Origin of the sequence: Sphingomonas sp. S2M10 (assembly GCF_012650175.1) — a bacterium.
In the GTDB taxonomy this organism is placed as follows: domain Bacteria; phylum Pseudomonadota; class Alphaproteobacteria; order Sphingomonadales; family Sphingomonadaceae; genus Sphingomonas.
This window is the reverse complement of the sequence record NZ_JAAILI010000026.1, coordinates 48961-69429: the sequence shown is the minus strand read 5'-3', so window position 1 is coordinate 69429 and position 20469 is coordinate 48961. Positions and strand designations below refer to the sequence as shown.

Genomic DNA, 20469 nt, shown 5'->3' with positions numbered 1-20469 from the left:
GCCGGTCGATCAGCCGCGCACGAAGGCGAGAATGTCGGCGTTCAGCACGTCGGCATGGGTGGTGAGCAGGCCGTGGGGCAGGCCCGGATAGATCTTCATCGTGGCGTTCGGCAGCAGCTTACCCTGCAGTTCGGCGCCCTGCTTGTACGGCACGACCTGGTCGTCATCGCCGGCGAGCACCAGCGTCGGCACCGTCATCGCCTTCAGATCGGCGGTCTGGTCGGTTTCGGAGAACGCCTTGATGCCTTCAACATGGGCCTTCACGCTGCCCATCATGCCCTGACGCCACCAATTGTCGATCACGCCCGGATAGACCGTCGCACCCTCGCGGTTGAAGCCGTAGAACGGCCCTGCGGCGACATCGCGGAAGAACTGCGCGCGGTTCTCCGCGGTGCCCTTGCGGAAGCCGTCGAACACTTCGAGCGGCAGGCCGTTCGGATAGGCCTCGGTCTTCGCCATGATCGGCGGGACCGCGGCCACGAGCACCGCCTTGGCGACGCGGCCCTGCGGGATGCCGTGCTGGGCGACGTAGCGGGCGACTTCACCGCCGCCGGTCGAGTGGCCGATATGCACGGCATTGCGCAGGTCCAGATGCTCGACGACGGCAGCGGCGTCGGCGGCATAATGGTCCATGTCGTGGCCGTCGCTCACCTGCTCCGAACGGCCGTGGCCGCGGCGGTCATGCGCGACGACACGGAAGCCGTTCGCCAGGAAGAACATCAGCTGCGCGTCCCAATCGTCCGACGAGAGCGGCCAGCCATGGTGGAACATGATCGGCTGGGCATCCTTGGGGCCCCAGTCCTTGAAGAAGATCGAAACGCCGTCCTTGGTGGTCACGGTGGAAGTCATGGGAACATTCCTTGTCTTGGAGGCAGAAAATGGGGTGGGCCCGGCGGCGGTGGAGAGGGCGTTCGCCGCCGGGCCCGGGGGCAACTCAATGGCCTTCGGAGGCGCCGAACATCGTCTTGGCGTAGGTGACGCCGAGGCCGTACGCCCCGCCCCACTGCTTCGCGATGCCGGTGGTCGAGTCGTAGGTCTCGGCGCGCGCCCAGTCGCGCTGCAGCTCGAGCAGATACTGGAGCGACGTCATCGGCACGGCGCCCAGCTGGATCATCCGCTGCACCGCCCGCTCATGCGCTTCGGTCGAGATGTCGCCGCAGGCATCGGCGATGAAATAGGCCTCGAAGCCCTGGTCGATCGCCGAGGCGACGGGTCCGACGATGCAGACGCTGGTCCACAGCCCCGCGAAGACGATGCGCGGCTTGGCGATGCGGTTGATCTCCTCGATCACGGCCGCGTCTTCCCAGGTGTTCATCGAAGTCCGGTCGAGCAGCGTCTGGCCGGGGAACGCATCGGTCACTTCGCTGAACATCGGGCCGGAGAAGCTCTTCTCGGCGACCGTGGTGAGGATCGTCGGCACGCCGAAGGACTTGGCGGCGCGGGCGACCAGCCCGGCATTGTTGCGCAGGATCGTCGCGTCGATCGACTTGGTCGCGAATGCCATCTGGGATTGGAAGTCGATCATCACCAGAGCGTGATCACTCTTCGAAATCAGTGACTTGCCCGGCGTTGCGGTAGCGGTGAGAGTCATGAGGCGGCTCCAGGTTCTGCCGGGGTCCGGCGTTGATGCAGTCAGAATAGCCGGCGCAAATTTTCCGAAAACTCGGATAAATTTACGCGTACCGTTCCATTCTTTCGAACAGTTGGGCCAGCCGCTTGCCAGCGCACGTCGAGCACGCACGGCAAGAGACCGCCGCCGCAACCTCTAGAGCGGCGCGGTCGAACAGGTATTGGACAGGTTTGATGCGATCGGGCGGCGGCGTGCGCCCGATGCGATCAGAGCTCGATCAGCCCGCGCTTGGCGGCAATCGTCACGGCATGCGTGCGATCGCTGGCACCGAGCTTGGCGAACAGCGCCTTCATATGGCCCTTCACCGTCTCCTCGGAGAGTTCGAGCCGGGCGGCGATCTGCTTGTTGGAGTTGCCCCAGGCAGCGAGCGTCAGCACGGAGACTTCGCGCTCGGTCAGGTCCTCGTCGAGCACGTGCAGCGCGATGGCGGTCGCCACGCTCGCATCGAGATGCTTGCCGCCGTGGTGGACGGAGCGGATCGCCTCGAGCAGCTGATTGCGCAGGCTGGCCTTGAGCAGATAGCCCATCGCCCCCGCGCGCAGCGCCTTGATCGCGCGGCCGTCGCCCGAATAGGTGGTCAGCACGATGATGCGCGCGTGCGGAGAGGCGGCGCGGATCGCCGTGATTGCATCGAGGCCCGACATGTCCGCCATCTGCAGATCCATCAGCACCAGATCGGGCTGGATCCTGGCATAGGCCTCGATCGCCTCGCCGCCGCCGCTCGCCTCGCCGGCGATCTCCATGTCGTCCTGGGTGGAGACGACCGCGCGCACGCCTTCGCGCAGCAGCATGTGATCATCGACCAGCAGGATGCGGATCGGCGCCGTGCCGCGTGCCGGCACGCGCCCGCTGGAAGCCCTGGTCAACATCGCAAGCGTATAACTCCCTGACACCGCCACTCTAGCATGGCCGCTCCGGCGCCGCCACGCTCCGATGGCTCAGGGCCAGGCGGCGAGCGCGTCGCGCAGCGCCGCAGTGGTGTGCGCCGCGGCACCGTTCCGGATGTCGAAGGTCCACGCCATCCTCGCTGCGGCCTGCCCTTGCGCATCGACGGCGGCAAGGGCCCCGCGCATCATCGCGCCGGCGCTGGGCGCCACCAACGCGGGCGGCAGATCGAGTTCGGACCAGCCGAGCAAGCACCCCACCGACGTCGCGCCGATCCGCAGCGCCGTGCGCATCGCGACCTCGGCAAGGACCCCCGCCGCCTCCGGATTGCCGGCCAGCGACGCTCCCATGCCGATCAGCATCAAGGTGGACGCGCGGATCGGCGCGGGCGGCCGGGTGAGCAGCAGCGTCTCGCCGAAAGCGCCGGTGAAGATGCCGCCCGCGCGCAATCGGGAAAGCGTGCCGTGCAGGGCGTGATCCATGGCATCGGCGCCGCCGCGGTGCGCACCGGCGACATCCTTCTCCAGCATGCCCATGACGAGCAGGTCGTCCTCCGCGCGGACCACATCGATTTCGGCGACGGCGAAGGAAATGCCGCGCCAGCTGCCGATCGGCAGCGAAGCCCTATCGTTCATTCCCGCGCCCAGCTCCCTGCCCCCTACCCTGCGCCAATGGCACGCCATGCTGCCCCGCCGATGCGGGAGCGTCGTGAAGGGAGTCGACCTGGCTTGCAGCGTCTTGCTGCGATCAGCCCGCCCGCTGCCAAGTCCGCCGCCAGGCGTTGGGCGTCGTGCCGAGAAGACGGCGGAACAGCCGGGTAAGGTGCGCCTGGTCGCTCAGCCCGCAGGCATAGGCGATTTGCGACAGTGTATCGCGCGTCTCCCGCATCAGCAGCTGCGCGCGGCAGATGCGCTGGCGGACGATATAGGCGTGGGGTGTCTCGCCGGTGCTCGCCTTGAAGGCGCGACAGAAATGCCCGGTGCTCAGCTGGGCGACCTCGGCCAGCGTTGAGGTGAAGATCGGCGCCTGGAGATAGGCATCGACATGCTCGGCGACGCGGCGGAGCTGCCAGCCCGCCAGCCCGCCCTTCGCCGGTCCTTCGGCCAGGAGCGGCCCTTCGACCAGGAGGTCGGGTGGGACGGCATTGCCGGGCGTGACCAGCAGGCACGACAGCCGCTCCAGATAGCGTCGCGCGAGCGGCGGATCCTCGTCCAGCGATCGCATCGCCCCGGCGAGCAGTGCCGACAGGTCGGGCGGTCCGCTCGCCTGGGCACCCGCAGCTACATCGATCAACGCCTGGTGGTACATGGTTCCATCCTGTCTTGCCGCGAGGAGTGTCGCGCAGGCGCCGACGCGACGGAATCGAACCTCCGGACCGTGCGGCACGGCTTTGATGTGACGGGACTAAACCAAGGTTTGGGTAGCCGAGGGCGACCGAGCGGCTCCACCGTTCCGGCGGACGCGCAATGTTTCGGTAGGCGAATGCCGCCGGAATGCTATGGCGCGGCACATGCACCGGCTTGCCCTTACCCTCGGCCTCGCGCTGCTCGTCGCCCTGCTGTTCGTCGGTTCGCTGATGGCCGGCAAATTCTGGGTACCTCCCGATGCCTGGTTCAGCGCCGATCCGCGCTGGTGGATCATCGCCGAGCTGCGTCTGCCGCGCGCCATTCTGGGGCTCGCGATCGGTGCGGCCCTGGGACTGTCAGGCGCGGCGCTGCAGGGGTTTCTCCGCAATCCGCTCGCCGATCCCGCAGTGGTGGGCGTATCCTCCAGCGCGGCGCTGGGGGCCGTCGCGTCGATCGTCCTGCTGGGGAGCAGCGCACCGCTCGTCCTGTTCGGCTGCGCGATGGCGGCGGCCTGCGGATCGATGCTGCTGCTCGCCGGCCTCGCCTGGCGAGCGGAAAGCGCCGTCGCCTTCATCCTCGCGGGCACCGTGCTCGCCAGCCTGGGGGCGGCGCTCACCAGCTTCCTCATCTCGATCGCGCCCAACCCCTATGCCACCGCCGAAATCCTCGACTGGATCATGGGAGCACTCACCGACCGCAGCTATGCCGAGGTCCAGCTTGCCCTGCCCTTCATCGCGGTCGGCTGCGCGCTGCTGCTGTGCACCGGCCGCGCGCTCGACGCGCTGACGCTGGGCGAGGCCGCGGCGCGCTCGATGGGGCTGCGGCTGGAGCGGACGCAACTGCTCGTCGTGCTCGGCACCGGCCTTGCGGTCGGCGCCAGCGTGGCGGTGACCGGCATCGTCGGCTTTGTCGGGCTGATCGTGCCGCATCTGCTGCGCCCGCTTACCGGCGCGCGGCCCTCCGCCCTGCTGCTGCCCAGCGCGCTGGGCGGCGCCGCCCTGCTGCTGGCGGCGGACAGTCTGGTGCGGCTGTCCCCGGGCCCCAGCGAAGTGCGCCTGGGTGTCGCGATGGCGCTGCTCGGCACCCCCTTCTTCTTCGTCCTGCTCCTCAAGCTCCGGCGGTCGACATGGAACTGAGCGTATCCGATCTCGCGGTTAGTCTCGGGACGCGGCGCGTGCTGCACGGCGTCGATGCGATGCTCCGGCCCGGTCGCGTCACCGCCATCCTCGGCCCCAACGGATCGGGCAAGTCGACGCTGGTGCGCACCCTGGCCGGCCTGCTGGACCCCGATGCCGGGCAGGTGAAGCTGGGCGGCAAGCTGCTCGCCCGGCTGCAACCGCGGGAGCGCGCACGCCGCATCGGCTATCTGCCGCAGGAAGCCACCGTGCATTGGGACCTCCGCGTGGCGGAGCTGATCGCGTTGGGCCGGGCGCCCCACCGTGCGCCGTTTGCCGGGCTTTCCGGCACCGATCAAGCCGCGATCGACGCCGCAATCGAGGCCACCGCCGTCCGCCCGCTGGTCGAGCGCCGCGTCACCCAGCTTTCCGGCGGCGAGCGTGCGCGTGTGCTGCTGGGGCGCGTCCTGGCCGGGGCACCGGACTGGCTGCTCGCGGACGAACCGCTGGCGAGCCTCGACCCCGTCCACCAGCTCGATCTGCTCGATCGGCTCCGCACGCTTGCCGCCGGCGGGATGGGGGTGGTGATCGTGCTGCACGACCTGCTGCAGGCCGCCCGCGCCGCCGACGACGTGCTGCTGCTGCGGGAGGGGCGCGTCGTCGCGTTCGGCCCCGCCGAGGCCGCGCTCGCGCATCAGCCGCTGCGCGAGGCGTTCGGGGTGGAAGTGATGGTGATCGGCGACGATCAGGGGCGTCTGCTGCCGGTGCCGATCGGCCGCACGAAAAGCGTTTAGCCGCCGAGCGACTCGACCAGAGTCTGCACCTTTTTCTGCCGCCATTGCGGCAGCGGCGCGACCAGCCAATAGCCGAGCCGCGACGCCTTGGGCTCGCCGATCACGGCGACGCGCCCGCCCTCGATGTCGGCGCGCGCCAGCAGTTCGGGTACGGTCGCCCGGCCCAATCCCTGCGCCGCCGCGTCGATCGCGAGGCCGGCATCGGCGACCCGAACCAGCGAGCCGGCATCCTCAGCCATGCAGCCGGGCCAGGAGATGCGCACGTCGATGCCTCCGCCGGGCCGCTCGACGGTGACCATGCCGTCGCTTTCCAGCGCCTCACCCTCATGTTCGCCCGGCCCCTCGCCCCAGCGGATCGCCAGATCGAGATTGGCCTCGGTAAAGTCGAGCGCGTCGTCGGCCGGTACCAGCACGAAGCGGAGATCGGGATCGGCACGGGCGATGTCCGACAGGCGCGGCATCAGCCATTTGGCGGTGAGATCACGCGGCGCCGCGATGGTCAGCGACTTGGAGGACTGCCCCGCCTGCATCGCCCGCACCGCTTCCTCGAACTGGAGGAAGCCGCTTCGCAGCGCCGCGAGGCCGCTTTCCGCCTCGGGGGTCAGTTCCAAGCCCTTGGTGGTGCGGCGGAACAGCACCACGCCCAGCGTATCCTCCAGCGCGCGGATCTGCTGGCCCACGGCCGCCGGCGTCACCGCCAGCTCGTCCGCCGCGCGGGTGAAGGAAAGATGGCGCGCGGCGGCGTCGAGCACCCGCATGCCGTTCAAGGGGAGGTGGGTACGCTTCATGGGTCAGAGCCTCCCCTGCAAGGGAAGGTGGCAGCCCGCAGGGCTGACGCAGGGGTGTCCCCGGCCGCAGCGTCGGGCCGCACTTCCGGCGGGGAGCCCCCTCCGGCGCTGCGCGACACCCGTCCTTGCAGGGGAGAATTGCCGGAACGCTCCTCTCACTGCTCGCCCGCCACCGCCGGCGCGATCAGGGCGAATCGCGGGATCGTCACGTCGAACGCCGAGCCGTCCTCGGCGATCACGTGATAGCTTCCCTGCATCGCCCCGGTCGGCGTCGATAGCGGGCAGCCCGAGACATAGTCGAAGCTGGCCCCCGGGGCGATCATCGGCTGTTCGCCGACCACGCCTTCGCCTTCCACCGTATGGCGCAGCCCGCGCCCGTCGGTGATGATCCAATGGCGGGTAAGTAGTTGCACCGCCATGGCGCCTTCGTTCTCGATCCGGATATGATAGGCCCAGAACCAGCGGCCGCGACGTGGTTCCGACTGTTCGGGCAGATAGGACACCGAGACGCGGACGACCACGCCGCGCGTCGTCGCCTCGTCGGTGAAGAGCGCCTTCACAGGCCTGCGCCGCGCAGCGCCTGATCGAGATCGGCGATCAGGTCGTCCGCGTCCTCCAGACCGACATTGATGCGGATCATCCCTTCGGTAACGCCCATCTCCAGCCGCTTCTCCTCGGCCAGGCTGGAATGGGTGGTCGAGGAAGGATGGGTCATCAGCGAGCGCGAATCGCCGATGTTGTTCGAGATGTCGATCAGTTCCAGCCCGTCGAGCAGCGCGTGCGCCTGCGCGCGGCCGCCATCCACCTCGAAGCTGAAGATCGGCCCCGCGGCGGCCATCTGGCGCATGAAGAGGGCATGCTGCGGATGGCTGGGCAGCGCGGGGAAGTTCACCCGCGGCACCCGTCCTTCCAGGAAGGTGCCGACCTTCACGGCATTCTCGCTCTGGCGGCGGATGCGCAGGTCGAGCGTTTCGATGCCTTTCAGCACCACCCAGGCGTTGAACGCACTGAGCGTCGGCCCGGTGTTGCGAATGAAGGGCAGCAGCGTGTTGGTGATGAAGTCCTCGGATCCGCACACGGCGCCCGCCAGCACCCGGCCCTGCCCGTCCATCATCTTGGTGGCGGAATAGGCGACCACGTCCGCACCGAACGCCATCGGGCGCTGCAGGGCCGGCGTGGCGAAGGCGTTGTCGACCACCGTGGTGATGCCGTGCTTCCGGGCGATCGCGCACACTGCTTCCAGGTCCACCACGTCCATCGTCGGGTTGGCGGGCGTCTCGAAGAAGAAGATCTTGGTGTTCGGGCGGATCGCGTCCTCGAACTGCTGCGGGTCGCGCGCGTCGATCGTGGTGGTGGTAACGCCGAAGCGCGGCAACAGGCTGTCCGTCAGCCATCGGCACGAACCGAAGGCCGCGCGGCCCTGGACGATATGGTCGCCCTGGCTCACCTGGCAGAGGAGCGCGGCGGTCATCGCCGCCATGCCGGTCGCCATGGTGCGGCACGCCTCGGCGCCTTCGAGCAGGGCGATGCGCTGCTCGAGCATCTCCACCGTCGGGTTCTGGAGGCGCGAATAGGTCATGCCCGCCTGTTCGCCGGCAAAGCGCGCGGCGGCATCCCCCGCGCAATCATAGGCATAGCCCGAGGTGAGGAACAGCGCCTCGCTGGTCTCGCCGAACTCCGAGCGCGCGGTGCCGCCGCGCACCGCCTGAGTCGCGGGCTTCCAGTTGCGGGTGACGCTGGGATCCTGTCCGGTACGACGCTTCATGGCGCTGCTTTGCGGCGCTTGGGGGCGCGGCGTCAACCTCTTGGCGCAAGGTCCGTGTCTCCGGGGTGCACAGCCGCTAGGGCGTACGGGGGCGGGCATGGTTGAAATCCTCCTGAGGATGGCTATGTCCCGCATGCGGCGACCACGTTCCCGCCCCGCCACCGGCCAGCGCGCCGGGCGGGCATCAAGTCCGGGACGGCCCGGCTCTTCTTCAGGAGAGCCCCATGGCTTGGATTTTATTGGGTATCGCCGGCATTCTGGAGGTCGTCTGGGCCTTCTCCATGAAGCAATCCGAAGGCTTCACGCGCCCGATCCCGACGGCGATCACCGTCGTCACCGTGATCGCCAGCTTCGCCTTGCTCGCATGGTCGATGCGGACGCTGCCGCTGGGCACCGCCTATGGCATCTGGACGGGGATCGGCGCGGTGGGTGCCTTTCTGGTCGGCATCGTCGTGCTGGGTGAACCCGCAACCCTGGTCCGCATCGGCGCGGTGACGCTGATCGTCGCCGGTCTCGTCCTCCTGAAGCTGACCAGCCACAGCTGAGCCGCGGAAGCGCTGCCGTCGACAGGCGTGCGCCAGCGCCGTCGACAGGCGGCGGCAATGGCTTCGGATCTGCCCTATTCCGCTCCCCTGCGGCCTCGGCTACGCCAGTGCCATGCGCCTTCGCCCTTCCGCCCTTGCCGCCCGCCCCTGGCTCGTCGCACTGCTGATCGGCATCGCCGCGCAGCTGCTGTTCACGCTGCACCTCGACCAGCCGGGCGGGATCATGTTCGACGAGGTGCATTATGTGCCTGCGGCCAAAGCGCTGATCGAGCTGTCCGGCCCGCGCAACACCGAACACCCGCTGCTCGGCAAGGAGCTGATCGGCGCGGGCATGGATCTACTGGGTGACAATCCGTTCGGCTGGCGATTGATGCCGACCATCGCGGGCACCGCGACCGTGCTGGCCGTGTTCGCCTTTCTGTGGATCCTGATGCGCGGGCGGATGCGGGTGGCGGTGACCGGGGCGGCGCTGGCAATGCTGGACCAGAGCCTGTTCGTTCAGGCGCGGACGGCGATGCTCGACGTGTTCCTCGGCGCCTTCCTGCTCTGGGGCCTGGTGTTCCTGCTCTGGGCGATGCGCGGCGCGCGAAGCCAGGTGCGATGGCGCTGGTGCGTGGGTGCGGCGCTGCTCGGCCTGGCGACCGCGGTGAAATGGGCCGCCGCGCCCTATATCGCCGCGATCGGGCTGGCGCTGATCCTGGTGCGGCTGATCGACGCACGACGCGCCCGCCGCCCGCTGGCAACGGCGTTCCTGTCGGGCGATCAGCCGCACTGGCCGGGAATGTCGACATTTGCCGGGCTCGCGCTGCTGGGCGCGATCAGCATCCCCGTCTATTTCGCCACCTTTGCGCCGACCTTCTTCTATCTCACCGGCGCGACGGACGGACTGCGCGGCCTGCTGCATCTCCAGCGCGAAATGTATGCGGCGCAGACCCAGGTACTGCCCCATCACAACTATCAATCCGAATGGTGGAGCTGGCCGATCATGCTGCGGCCGATCTGGTTCTTCTACGAATGGGACCATGGCGCGCAGCGCGGCGTGCTGCTGATCGGCAATCCGGTGATCATGTGGGGCGGGCTGGTCGCGGTGCTGGCCAGCTATGTGCTGTGGTTCCGGACGAAGGCGTGGCGCCCGCTGGTGCTGGCGCTGCTGTGGACCTTCTCGGTCGGGATCTATGCGATCATCCCCAAGTCGCTCGGCTTCTACTATTACTACCACCTCTCGGCGCTGTTCCTGTGCATGTTGCTGCCGGTGACCTTCCACCAGTTCGACCGGCTGCGCGCGAAAGGATGGGAGGAATGGTATGTCGGGCTGGCGCTGGTCTGCTTCGGCTATTTTTACCCGATCCTCTCCGCCGGACCGCTGAACGACGCGCAGAGCTACACCCACTGGATGTGGTTCCCGAGCTGGCGCTAAATTTCGTTGCGGCACCGGCGACCATCTTGAACCGCCCACGCGCGTCGCTAGCTTCGTATCGGTTTCAAACCGCAACGGAGTCCCCATGACCGCGTCGGCCGACACTCTCTTCCGTCCCTTCCGCATCAAATCGCTCGATCTGCCCAACCGGATCGTGATGGCGCCGATGACGCGGACCTTCGCGCCCCAGGGCATCCCCGGCGCGGCCAATGCCGCCTATTACCGCCGCCGCGCCGAAGGCGGGGTGGGCCTGATCCTGTCCGAAGGCACGGTGATCGACCGCCCCGCCTCGCGCAATCATCCGAACATCCCGTTCTTCCATGGCGATGCGGCGCTGGCCGGCTGGCAGCAGGTGATCGACGAGGTGCATGCCGCGGGCGGCAAGATGGCGCCGCAGATCTGGCACACCGGCTCCACGGTGGGGCCGGACCGCAGCTGGCAGCCCGAAGCGCCGGTGGAAAGCCCGTCCGGCGTGGTGGCGCCCGGCAAGCCGCGCGGCGTGGCGATGACCGAGCAGGACATCGCGGCGACGATCGCCGCCTTCGCCAAGGCCGCGGCGGATGCCAAGCGGCTGGGCTTCGACACCGTCGAGATCCACGGCGCGCACGGCTATCTGATCGACCAGTTCTTCTGGGCGGGCACCAACACCCGCGAGGACGGCTATGGCGGTGCGACGATCGCCGAGCGCTCCCGCTTCGCGGTCGAGGTGGTCAAGGCCGTGCGCGCGGCGGTGGGCCCGGACATGCCCGTGATCCTGCGCCTCAGCCAGTGGAAGCAGCAGGATTATGCCGCACGCCTGGCCACTACCCCGGACGAGATGGCATCCTGGCTGCAACCGCTGGTCGATGCCGGGGCGGACGTGCTGCACTGCTCGCAGCGCCGCTTCTGGGAGCCGGAATTTCCGGAGATCGACGGGGAGAACGGCCTCAACTTCGCCGGCTGGGCAAAGAAGCTCACCGGTGCCGCGACGATCAGCGTCGGCTCGGTCGGCCTGTCGGGCGAGTTCATCGCGGCGTTCGGCGGCGAGACCTCGCAGCACAGCGACCTCGACCGGCTGGTCGAGCGGATGGAGCGCGACGAGTTCGACCTGATCGCGGTCGGCCGCGCACTGATCAGCAATCCGGACTGGGTGCAGAAGGTGCAGGCCGGTGCGGGGCAGGAACTCAAGGGCTTCAGCCCGGCGGCGCTGGCGGAGCTGGTGTAGGGACGCCTGCTAAGCCCCTCCCCTTCAGGGGAGGGGTTGGGGTGGAGGGATTCCAGAACGCGGCTTGGTCTCGGTGAGACACTGCCCCACCCCAACCCCTCCCCTGAAGGGGAGGGGCTAGTTTCTGACTAGTACCGCCCCCACACGAACCGCGACGACAGCGCGAAATTCCACACCGCCGCCACCGCGATCCCCGCCAGCGCGGAGAGCCGCCAGTCGCCATGCTGGACATTGTGGAGGAACGCCGCGAGCCCGACATTGGCCGCCGCCCCCACCGCGCATACCAGGCAGAAGCTCACCCAGCCGCCGATCAGCGCCGCCCCCTTCAGGCGCCGCTCACGATAGGTCAGGGCGTTGTTGAGCAGATAGTTGAACGTCATCGCCACGATCGTCGCGACAATCGTGCCGGTCACGAACGGCAGCCCCGCTACCCGGAACAGCAGGAACAGCACGCTGAGGTGCACCGCCGCGCCCATCGCGCCGATCGCCGAGAACATCGCAAAGCGGACGGGCACGACCTTGCCGAACATCCGGTCGTACAGCGCGATCAGATATTCCATCGCGACGACGTAATCGAGCTTGCTCTCGCCCTCCGTGCGGACGCGGAAGGTATAGGGCAGCTCGCGGAAGCTCAGCGGCCGGGGGCTCGCGGTCATGATGTCGAGCAGGATCTTGAAGCCGATACCGGAGAGCACCGGCACCAGCCCGCGCGCGATCTCGCTGCGGATCATGAAGAAGCCGCTCATCGGATCGGTCAGGTCGGCCTTGAGCACCTGGCGCGAGAGCCTGGTCGCGAAGGCCGATTTGGCGACGCGCTCGCGGTCCCATTCGCCGGTCCCGCCGCCGTCGCAGAAACGTGAGCCGATCACCACGTCGAGCGCGGCATCGGCCTGCAGCGCGTCGAGCATCTTGGGCAGCAGCGTCTCGTCATGCTGCAGATCGCCGTCGATCACCGCGACGCATGGGGCCGCCGTCGCGCACATCCCCTCGATGCAGGCCGAGGACAGGCCGCGTCGCCCGATCCGCTGAATCACGCGCACGCGCGGATCGCGGCGGGCGATGTCGCGCGCGGCGTCGGACGTTCCGTCCGGGCTGTCGTCATCCACGAAGATCGCTTCCCAGGCGCGCCCGGCAAGGGCCGCGTCCAGCTTGGCGATCAAGAGGGGCACATTGGCGCGTTCGTTGAACGTGGGAATAACGATCGCGAGTTCGAGCAGGGTTTCGCTCACTGAAGCTCCAGCAGCACCGCGTCCCCCATCGCGGACGTTGAAAGATTGCCCCCGAGATCGGCCGTCCGCGCGCCCTTGGCGAGTGCTGCGGCGACCGCTTTTTCTATGCGCTGCGCCGACGCTTCGTCGGCCAGCGAGTGCCGCAGCAGCATGGCCGCGGAAAGGATGGCGGCGCAAGGGTTCGCCTTGCCCTGGCCGGCAATGTCCGGCGCGCTGCCGTGGATCGGCTCGTACATGCCGTTCGCGCCCGACCAGTCGGCGAGCGAGGCCGAGGGCAGCATGCCGATGGATCCGGCGCACATGCTGGCCTGATCCGAGAGGATGTCGCCGAACAGATTGCCGGTGACGATCACGTCGAAGCTGGCCGGCGCGCGCACCAACTGCATCGCGGCGTTGTCGACATACATATGGGTCAGCTCGACCTCGGGATATTCGGTGCCCATCGCGGTGACGACGTCGCGCCACAGCTGCGAGGTCTCGAGCACGTTCGCCTTGTCGACCGAACAGAGCTTCTTGCGGCGGCGCTTGGCCATCTCGAAGCCGACGCGGGCGATCCGCGCCACTTCCTGCTCGTTATAGCTCATCACGTCATAGCCCTGGCGCAGGCCCTCGGGCGTGGTGCGATGGCCCTTCTCGCCGAAATAGACATCGCCGATAAGCTCGCGGACGATGACGATGTCGAGGCCGTTCACCACCTCGGGCTTGAGCGGCGAGGCATCGCCCAGCGCCGGGAACAGCGTCGCCGGGCGGAGATTGGCGAACAGGCCGAGCGCCTGGCGGATGCCGAGCAGCGCCGCTTCCGGGCGCAGATGGCGCTCCAGCTTCTCGAAGCGGGGGTCGCCGATCGCGCCGAACAGCACCGCGTCGGCGCGCTTGGCGAGCGCCAGCGTAGCATCGGGCAGCGGATGGCCGGCGGCGAGATAGCCGGCGCCGCCGACCGGCGCTTCCTCGAAGCTGAGGCCAAGGTTCATCGCCTCGAGCACCCGGCGCGCCTCGCGGGTCACCTCGGGGCCGATCCCGTCGCCCGGCAGAACAGCAATCAACGGCATTCCGATCCCCACGCAAGCAGCAGCTGGTATCCGGCCGCTTAGCCGCCTCGGGGCGGTTTATGCAACCGCTCGCAACAAGCGGTCCACCAGCCGTTCCCGCGCCGCCATCAGTTCCGCACCCCGCCCGATCAGCAGGTCGCGCGCCAGGAAATGGCCGGTGAGGCGCAGGCCGGCGAGGATGTCCTCCCAGTCCGCCGCACCGCCTTCGGTGAGGAAGGGAGGCAAGGCAAGCAGGCGGTGCTCATACCCCAGCGCCCCCGCCCGGCTGACCGCGATGCCGCTTTTGGGGCTGACATAGGCGAGCTCCTCGCTGCCGCCGGTCGCCGCGCAGCGTTCCAGATCGAGCCCGAAGCCCAGCTCGGCGAGCAGCAGCAGCTCGTAGCGCACCAGCGCCACTGCCCAGCCGCGCGCCGCCGGCGCGGCCTCGATCGCGTCGAGCACGCCGCCCAGCGCGGCGTGAAGGCGGGGATAAGGCAGTCCTTCCGGCAAGGTGGCGGCGGTGAGCGCCGTCACCCAGGCGAGCGCGGCGGCGGGCAGCGGCTCGCCGAACATCGGCGCCCTGCTGTGGAGCAGCTCGACGGTGAGACCCGCCAGCTGCTCCTCCGTCCGCGCGCGCCATTCGCCGAGGATCAGGTTGGCCGGTTGCAGCACCGGCCGCAACGCGCGCGAGCGCCCGCCGCGCACATAGCCGGGCTGCACCCCCTCGCCTTCGGTGAGCGCCCGCACGATCGCGCCATGCTCGCCATGCGTGCGAACGCTGAGCAGGATGGCTTCGGCGCGAAGGTGCATCGCTGCGATGTAGGGGCTGGGCGGCGGAAAGGGAAATGCGGGGGGCGACGGGAACGCCGCCCCCGCAACGGGCTCAGCCCATCGACGCGATGTCGATGACGAAGCGGTACTTCACGTCGCTCTTCAGCATGCGCTCATAGGCCGTGTTGATTTCGTCGGCGCGGATCATCTCGATGTCCGAGACGATGCCGTGCTCGGCGCAGAAATCGAGCATTTCCTGGGTTTCGGCGATGCCGCCGATCAGCGAGCCGGCGATTGAGCGGCGCTTGAAGATCAGCGCCGCGACGTTGGGCGAGGGATGCGCATGCTCGGGCACGCCGACCAGCGTCAACGTGCCGTCGCGCTTCAGCAGGGTGGTGAAGGCGTCGAGATTGTGGCTTGCCGCGACCGTGTCGAGGATGAAGTCGAAGCTGTTGGCGTGCGCCGCCATCGCGTCGGCATCGCGCGACACGACGACTTCGTCCGCGCCCAGCGCCAGCGCATCGGCGCGCTTGCTCTCCGAGGTGGTGAAGGCGACGACATGCGCGCCCAGCGCATGCGCCAGCTTCACGCCCATATGGCCGAGCCCGCCGATGCCGACGATGCCGACCTTCTGCCCCGGACCAACCTTCCACTGGCGCAGCGGCGACCAGGTGGTGATGCCCGCGCAGAGCAGGGGCGCAACGGCGGCGAGCTGTTCCTCGCCATGGCCGACCTTCAGCACGAACTTGTCGCTGACGACGATCCGCTGCGAATAGCCGCCAAGCGTATGGCCAGGCGCGTCCGGCGTCGGGCCGTTATAGGTGCCGACGAAGCCGTTCTCGCAATATTGCTCCAGCCCCTCGTCGCACGAGGCGCAATGCTGGCAGCTGTCGACCATGCAGCCGACGCCGACCAGGTCGCCGACCGCGAACTTGGCGACATGCTCGCCCACCGCGCTGACGCGGCCGACGATCTCGTGCCCGGGCACGCACGGGTAGAGCGTGCCGTCCCATTCGGAGCGGACCTGGTGGAGGTCCGAGTGGCAGACGCCGCAATAGGCGATGTCGATCTGCACGTCGTGCGCGCCGGGTGCGCGACGCTCGATCTCCATCGCTTCGAGCGGCTTGTCGGCGGCGTAGGCGCCAAAGGCTTTGGTGGCCATGCGGATTTCCCCTGGGTGGTGGTTGCGGAGGCGAGGCCGGACGGCCCCTCATCACCAAAGATGGTGCGGCGCGGCAGCGACGATTAGACACTGGAAGCTGCATGCGGTGATGAATAGAATTCAGCAATGAATCGTCAGCAGCTTTCCGAACTCGCCGCCTTTCTGGCGGTCGCCCGCCAGCGCAGCTTCACGCGCGCCGCTGCGCAGAGCGGCGTCACGCCTTCCGCGCTCAGCCACGCGATGCGCGGGCTGGAGGAGCGGCTGGGGCTGCGGCTGCTCCACCGCACCACCCGCAGCGTGAACCTGACCGAAGCCGGCGAGCGGCTGTTCGCCACCCTCGCCCCCCGGCTGGACGAGATCGCGGCCGAAGTGGCGGCGCTGAGCGCGCTGCGCGAGAAACCCGCCGGGCTGGTGCGGATCAGCGCCGACGAGCTGTCGCTGAAGACCACGCTCTGGCCGAAACTGGCTCCCATCCTGCGCGAATTTCCGGACATCCGCGTGGAGGTCGATACCGATTATCGCCTGACCGATATCGTCGCCGAACGGTTCGACGCGGGCGTCCGCTTCGGCGACATCGTCGCAAAGGACATGGTGGCGGTGCCGATCGGCCCCGATGCCCGCATGCTGGCGGTCGCCGCCCCGGAATATCTCGATCGCTGCGGGCGCCCGGCCGCGATCGAGGACCTGACCGACCATGCCTGCATCAACCTGCGCCTGCCCACCTATGGCGGACTCTACGCCTGGGAGTTCGAAGAGGAGGGGCGCGAGCGCCGGGTCCGGGTGGAGGGGCCGCTCACCTTTTCCTCGGTTTTCCCGGTGCTGCAGGCGGCGCTGGAAGGCTTCGGCATCGCCTGCCTGCCCGACGCGGCGGTGCAGCCGCACCTCGACAGCGGCGCGCTGGAGGCGGTGCTGAGCGATTTCTCGCCGCCCTTTGCCGGCTACCATCTCTATTATCCGAGCCGCCGCCAGCCCACCCCCGCCTTCGCCCTGCTGGTCGAGCGGCTGCGCTGGCGCGGTTAAGCGACCTACGACTCCCGCGCGCTTCCGGTGGTGCCGCAGCTCTGCCATGATCGCGCTCGCCACAGGGAGAATGATGCCGTGAAGATACCCGCCCCCCTCCTCGCGCTTGCACCGGTCTGCCTGATCGCCGCCGTACCGGCGCTGGCGCAGACCGCGACCGACCCCACCGCCGTCGCCGCCGGTCCGGCGGTGCAGGCGCAGCTGCGCGCGATGCTGGCGGAGATGAAGCCGGAACAGGGCTTCGCCTGGAAGCCGCTGGTACGCGACGGCATCAACATCGCGGCGATCGAAATCTGGAAGAAGCCGGGCAAGCCCGCCGTCCATCCCGATCAGGCCGAATATGCGATCGTGCTGGAAGGTGCCGGAACGCTCATCTCCGGCGGCACGATGCCCGACCGGGAAGTGCGCAACGCCACGCTGGTGGAAGGCAGCCGGATCGACGGCGGCACCACCCGCGCGCTGGCGCCGGGGGACGTGATTCTGGTGCCCGCCGGGGTGCCGCACTGGTTCGGCATCAACGGGGAAAGGCTGGTGCTGCTCGGGATCAAGCTACCCAAGGGCAGCTGAGCCGATCGGCCTAGCGCCCGAGCAGCCCTTCCAGCATTCGCGCCATGTTGACGGCGGTATAGGGCTTCTGGAGCACCGGCACGCCGGCATGCTCGTCGCCCAGCTGGAGCTGCTCGCCATAGCCGGTCGCGAAGGCATAGGGCACGCCTTCCGCGCGGAGGCGATCGGCGATCGGAGACTGGTCTCCGCGCCGAGATTGACGTCGAGGATCGCGACATCGAACTGCTCCGCGCCGATTTCCTCGATCGCGCTGCCGATCGACGCTGCGGTGGCGACCCGCGCAGCGCCGAGACGCAGCAGAATGTCCTCGGCGTCCATCGCGATGATCAGACTGTCCTCGACGAGCAGCACGGGCCCGCGCAGCACCGGCCGCAATTCTCCGCTCACCGGGAGCGACACCGGCTCCTCGACATCGCGGGCATGCTTCTCCGCCGCCGCGCCGTCGAGCACCACATGCCGCGCGGGGATGCAGAACTCCGCCTCCAGCCCGGTCAGCGGATAGCGCACCGTCGCCTTGCCGCCGAGGTCATAGGGTACCGAACGCTGGATGATCGTGGTGCCGAACCCCTGGCGCGTCGGCGGCTGGACCACCGGCCCGCCGCGTTCGCGCCACTCGACCCGGCAATCGCCTTCGGGATCGAGGCACCACCGCACCGATACGGTGCCGCTGTCGGATAGCGCACCATATTTGGCGGAGTTCGTCATCAGTTCGTGGAACACCAGCGCCATCGTCGAGAAGGCGGAGGGGCGCAGCAGCACCATCGGACCGTCCTGCTCCAGCCGACCCGAGCGGTCGCCCAGATAGGCTGCGGCCTCGGTGCGCAGCAGCCGGCCGAGCGGCGCGGGTGCCCAATTGTCCTCGGTGATCTGGTCGTGCGCGCGGGCAAGCGCCTCGATCCGCCCTTCCAGCAGGCGGATATAGGCGGCCGCATCCATCCCCGGCGCCCGCGACTGGCGCACCAGCCCGCGGATCAGGCCAAGGATGTTGCGCACGCGGTGGTTGAGCTCGGCGATCAGCAATTCCTGCCGCTCGGACGCGCGCTGACGCTCTTCCTGGGCGTCGTCGGACAGGCGCAGCACCACTTCGATCAGCGAGGCGCGCAGCACCTCGGCGACGCGCAGTTCCACCTCGCTGAACGGCAGCGAGCGGCCGCGAACTTCCTGGCTCCACAATTCGAAGCTCTGCCGCGGCGTCAGGCGGGCGCCGTGCGGCCCGAGCTCGACCGGCTTGTGCGGATCGCCCGCCCAGTTGACGGTGCGCACCAGTTCCTGCCGGAACAGCAGCACATAATCGCGCGGGCTCCGGCTGATCGGAATTGCCAGCAGGCCGGCACCCACATCGGCATAGTCCGCTGCCTGCGGCAGCACCTCGGCCAGATGGTCGGTCGCGAAGACGCGCCCTGCCGCCATCGCGTTCAGGCGGCGGGTGATCGCGGCGAAGGACGAGGGCGGCGGCGTGATACCGCTGAACGCCACCTTGCCGCCGATCCAGATCGCGATGCCGTCGCACGGCACCACTTCGCGCAGCCGGCTGCCCAGCCATTCGGGATCGTCGAGCAGCCCGCCATCGCTCGCCACCGCCGCCAGCAGCCGGTCGCTGGTCGCGCGCGCGGCGGCTTCGTAGATGGAGAGTTCCTTGCGTTCGCGGCTCTCCAGCTTGAGCGCGAACATCTGGCCGAACAGCTCGGCCATCGATCGGCGCTCGAAGCCCGGGCAACGCGGGCCGCCATAATGATGGCAGGCGAACAGGCCCCACAGCTTGCCCTCGACGATGATCGAGATCGACAGCGAGGCCTTCACCCCCATGTTCTTCAGATATTCGATATGGATCGGCGAGACCGACCGCAGCACCGACAGCGAAAGGTCGAGCGGCGCGCCGAATTCGTCGCGCGGCGGCACGATCGGCACCGTCGTGGCATGCACGTCCGCGATGATCCGGAACGGCGTTCGCAGATAGAGCTGGCGCGCCTGCTGGGGGATGTCGCTGGCCGGATAGCGGAGATCCATGAAGCTGCCGATGCCGCTGCGCGCGGCCTCCGCCACCACCACACCCGAACCGTCCCGCTCGAAGCGATAGACCATCACGCGATCGAAGCCGGTCAGCGCCCGCACCTGCCGCGCGCCTTCGCGGAAGAAGTCGGCGAGCGTTTCTTTCTCGTCCAGCCGCCCCATCATCGCGCGCAGCGTGCTGGCGGCATCGCCGGCGGAATCGGCGGTGCACGGCTCTCCCTCGACGACGATCGTGTCGCCGATCATGTGCAGCGCCAGATCATAGGCGCCGCCCCGCGTGCGCAGCGCCTTGATCCCGAAGATCCGCTCCAGCGCATCGTCGCCGCGCAGCAGCGTCAGCCGGTTGCGCAGCGCATGGATCGCCTCGTCCTCCAGATAGTCGCTGGCATGCGTGCCCAGCATGTCCTCGGCGGCGACGTCGAAATGCGCATCGACATTGGCGGAGGCCCGCTTGATCAGCCAGTCGCTGGAAAACGCGATGAGGAAGCCGAACGGCTGGATCGCACCGAGCTGGTGGATCGGCTCGCGATCACAGTTGGTCAGATCGACCTGAAAAACGCCATCGTCCACTTAACCAACCTTCGCCAGCCACTTCGTGCCGGCGGCCTCGAACCGCCCGAAGGTCTGGTTGGCGGCGCTTACGGCAAGTTCCAAGGATTCCGCCCCATATAGAAGCGCATCCAGTTTTTCCAACAATTCCGGCCACATATGTGGCGGCTGATGGCTGCCCAGATAGGCGCGCGGCCAGCTGTCCGGCACGCTGCGCGCAAGGAAACGGCCGCCCAGCCGCGAGCCTTCCAGCACATACAGCATGCCCGCCATCGCGGCATCGGACGTAACGGAATCCTGGATTTCGGGGGCGACAACGTGGATGCCGAGGGCGTCCAGATCGACTTTGATCACGCCCGTGCGGCGACGCTGCGGCCAGTCTTCGGTGATCGCTTCGCCGCCGCCCTGGTCGAGCAGCGCCTCGACCGGCAACAACGCCTCGGCATGGGCAGCGAGCAACCCCGCATAATCGTCGCGGCGGGCGAGATCGAAGCGGCTGAACAGCGCGTCGACCCGCGCATGCGCGGCGCCCGTGGACTCCCGCAATCGGCGATGAGCGGCATTCATGCGGACAGATTTTTCATGAGGCGGCGATCCACGGCAAGCACAAATCGCTCGCCGCAGATCCGTTCCATTATGGCCGG

At 68.5% G+C, this 20469-nt stretch carries 20 protein-coding genes and 1 pseudogene; 7 read left to right on the top strand and 14 right to left on the bottom strand.

Going from position 1 to position 20469, the window contains the following annotated elements; genetic code table 11:
• Window positions 1–9 precede the first annotated feature (9 nt).
• The 5 genes from S2M10_RS07190 to S2M10_RS07170 all read right to left on the bottom strand — a co-directional run bounded on the left by S2M10_RS07190 (window position 10) and on the right by S2M10_RS07170 (window position 3823).
• Entirely contained in the window at window positions 10–849 is an 840-nt protein-coding gene (locus S2M10_RS07190; RefSeq protein ID WP_168845512.1) for an alpha/beta hydrolase, read from the bottom strand.
• An 85-nt stretch (window positions 850–934) separates the two neighbouring features.
• Window positions 935–1591 (bottom strand): hydrolase, encoded by a 657-nt coding sequence (locus S2M10_RS07185; RefSeq protein ID WP_168845511.1) that lies wholly within the window; start codon window positions 1589–1591, stop codon window positions 935–937.
• A gap of 245 nt (window positions 1592–1836) precedes the next feature.
• On the bottom strand, window positions 1837–2499 hold the full coding sequence (locus S2M10_RS07180; protein WP_168845510.1) for a response regulator transcription factor: 663 nt from the start codon (window positions 2497–2499) through the stop codon (window positions 1837–1839).
• A gap of 69 nt (window positions 2500–2568) precedes the next feature.
• The gene (locus S2M10_RS07175; protein WP_211090912.1) at window positions 2569–3150 is read right to left on the bottom strand and encodes a M17 family peptidase N-terminal domain-containing protein; all 582 of its coding nucleotides are present in this window, start codon (window positions 3148–3150) and stop codon (window positions 2569–2571) included.
• Window positions 3151–3262: 112 nt separating this feature from the next.
• On the bottom strand, window positions 3263–3823 hold the full coding sequence (locus S2M10_RS07170; protein ID WP_168845509.1) for an AraC family transcriptional regulator: 561 nt from the start codon (window positions 3821–3823) through the stop codon (window positions 3263–3265).
• Window positions 3824–4025: 202 nt separating this feature from the next.
• Here S2M10_RS07170 and S2M10_RS07165 point away from each other — a divergent pair, with 202 nt between their 5' ends.
• Window positions 4026–4997, top strand: coding sequence for an iron ABC transporter permease (locus S2M10_RS07165; RefSeq protein ID WP_168845508.1), 972 nt, complete (start codon window positions 4026–4028; stop codon window positions 4995–4997).
• Window positions 4988–5770, top strand: coding sequence for an ABC transporter ATP-binding protein (locus S2M10_RS07160; protein ID WP_168845507.1), 783 nt, complete (start codon window positions 4988–4990; stop codon window positions 5768–5770). The genes S2M10_RS07165 and S2M10_RS07160 overlap by 10 nt, the downstream gene beginning before the upstream one ends.
• Here the strand turns inward: S2M10_RS07160 and S2M10_RS07155 are convergent.
• The 3 genes from S2M10_RS07155 to S2M10_RS07145 form a co-directional block, all read right to left on the bottom strand.
• Window positions 5767–6558 (bottom strand): LysR family transcriptional regulator, encoded by a 792-nt coding sequence (locus tag S2M10_RS07155; RefSeq protein ID WP_168845506.1) that lies wholly within the window; start codon window positions 6556–6558, stop codon window positions 5767–5769. The genes S2M10_RS07160 and S2M10_RS07155 overlap by 4 nt on opposite strands.
• Before the next feature lie 155 nt (window positions 6559–6713).
• The gene (gene apaG / locus S2M10_RS07150) at window positions 6714–7118 is read right to left on the bottom strand and encodes a Co2+/Mg2+ efflux protein ApaG (protein WP_168845505.1); all 405 of its coding nucleotides are present in this window, start codon (window positions 7116–7118) and stop codon (window positions 6714–6716) included.
• On the bottom strand, window positions 7115–8323 hold the full coding sequence (locus S2M10_RS07145) for an aminotransferase class I/II-fold pyridoxal phosphate-dependent enzyme (protein WP_168845504.1): 1209 nt from the start codon (window positions 8321–8323) through the stop codon (window positions 7115–7117). The genes apaG and S2M10_RS07145 overlap by 4 nt, the downstream gene beginning before the upstream one ends.
• 224 nt (window positions 8324–8547) lie before the next feature.
• Here S2M10_RS07145 and sugE point away from each other — a divergent pair, with 224 nt between their 5' ends.
• From sugE to S2M10_RS07130, 3 genes are all read left to right on the top strand, one after another.
• Window positions 8548–8868 carry a quaternary ammonium compound efflux SMR transporter SugE gene (sugE, locus tag S2M10_RS07140; protein WP_168845503.1) on the top strand — a complete coding sequence of 107 codons (321 nt, stop codon included), beginning with the start codon at window positions 8548–8550 and terminating at the stop codon, window positions 8866–8868.
• 112 nt (window positions 8869–8980) lie between these two features.
• Window positions 8981–10285, top strand: a complete 1305-nt coding sequence (locus S2M10_RS07135; protein ID WP_168845502.1) for a phospholipid carrier-dependent glycosyltransferase — start codon at window positions 8981–8983, stop codon at window positions 10283–10285.
• An 85-nt stretch (window positions 10286–10370) separates the two neighbouring features.
• Window positions 10371–11489: an NADH:flavin oxidoreductase gene (locus S2M10_RS07130; protein WP_168845501.1), complete on the top strand. Its 1119-nt coding sequence runs from the start codon at window positions 10371–10373 to the stop codon at window positions 11487–11489.
• Window positions 11490–11617: 128 nt separating this feature from the next.
• Here S2M10_RS07130 and S2M10_RS07125 read toward each other — a convergent pair whose 3' ends face one another.
• From S2M10_RS07125 to S2M10_RS07110, 4 genes are all read right to left on the bottom strand, one after another.
• Window positions 11618–12718 carry a glycosyltransferase family 2 protein gene (locus S2M10_RS07125; RefSeq protein WP_168845500.1) on the bottom strand — a complete coding sequence of 367 codons (1101 nt, stop codon included), beginning with the start codon at window positions 12716–12718 and terminating at the stop codon, window positions 11618–11620.
• Window positions 12715–13767 carry a 3-isopropylmalate dehydrogenase gene (gene leuB / locus S2M10_RS07120; RefSeq protein WP_168845499.1) on the bottom strand — a complete coding sequence of 351 codons (1053 nt, stop codon included), beginning with the start codon at window positions 13765–13767 and terminating at the stop codon, window positions 12715–12717. The genes S2M10_RS07125 and leuB overlap by 4 nt, the downstream gene beginning before the upstream one ends.
• Before the next feature lie 57 nt (window positions 13768–13824).
• Window positions 13825–14556 (bottom strand): DNA repair protein RecO, encoded by a 732-nt coding sequence (gene recO / locus S2M10_RS07115; RefSeq protein ID WP_168845498.1) that lies wholly within the window; start codon window positions 14554–14556, stop codon window positions 13825–13827.
• A gap of 73 nt (window positions 14557–14629) precedes the next feature.
• Entirely contained in the window at window positions 14630–15679 is a 1050-nt protein-coding gene (locus tag S2M10_RS07110) for an NAD(P)-dependent alcohol dehydrogenase (RefSeq protein WP_168845497.1), read from the bottom strand.
• A 126-nt stretch (window positions 15680–15805) separates the two neighbouring features.
• Here S2M10_RS07110 and S2M10_RS07105 point away from each other — a divergent pair, with 126 nt between their 5' ends.
• The gene (locus S2M10_RS07105) at window positions 15806–16699 is read left to right on the top strand and encodes a LysR family transcriptional regulator (RefSeq protein ID WP_168845496.1); all 894 of its coding nucleotides are present in this window, start codon (window positions 15806–15808) and stop codon (window positions 16697–16699) included.
• A gap of 78 nt (window positions 16700–16777) precedes the next feature.
• Window positions 16778–17266 (top strand): cupin domain-containing protein, encoded by a 489-nt coding sequence (locus S2M10_RS07100; RefSeq protein WP_348770546.1) that lies wholly within the window; start codon window positions 16778–16780, stop codon window positions 17264–17266.
• A gap of 10 nt (window positions 17267–17276) precedes the next feature.
• Here S2M10_RS07100 and S2M10_RS07095 read toward each other — a convergent pair.
• A pseudogene (locus tag S2M10_RS07095) lies at window positions 17277–19846 on the bottom strand (HWE histidine kinase domain-containing protein).
• Window positions 19847–20392 carry a biliverdin-producing heme oxygenase gene (locus S2M10_RS07090; protein ID WP_168845495.1) on the bottom strand — a complete coding sequence of 182 codons (546 nt, stop codon included), beginning with the start codon at window positions 20390–20392 and terminating at the stop codon, window positions 19847–19849. It abuts the pseudogene before it with no gap.
• Window positions 20393–20469 lie beyond the last annotated feature (77 nt).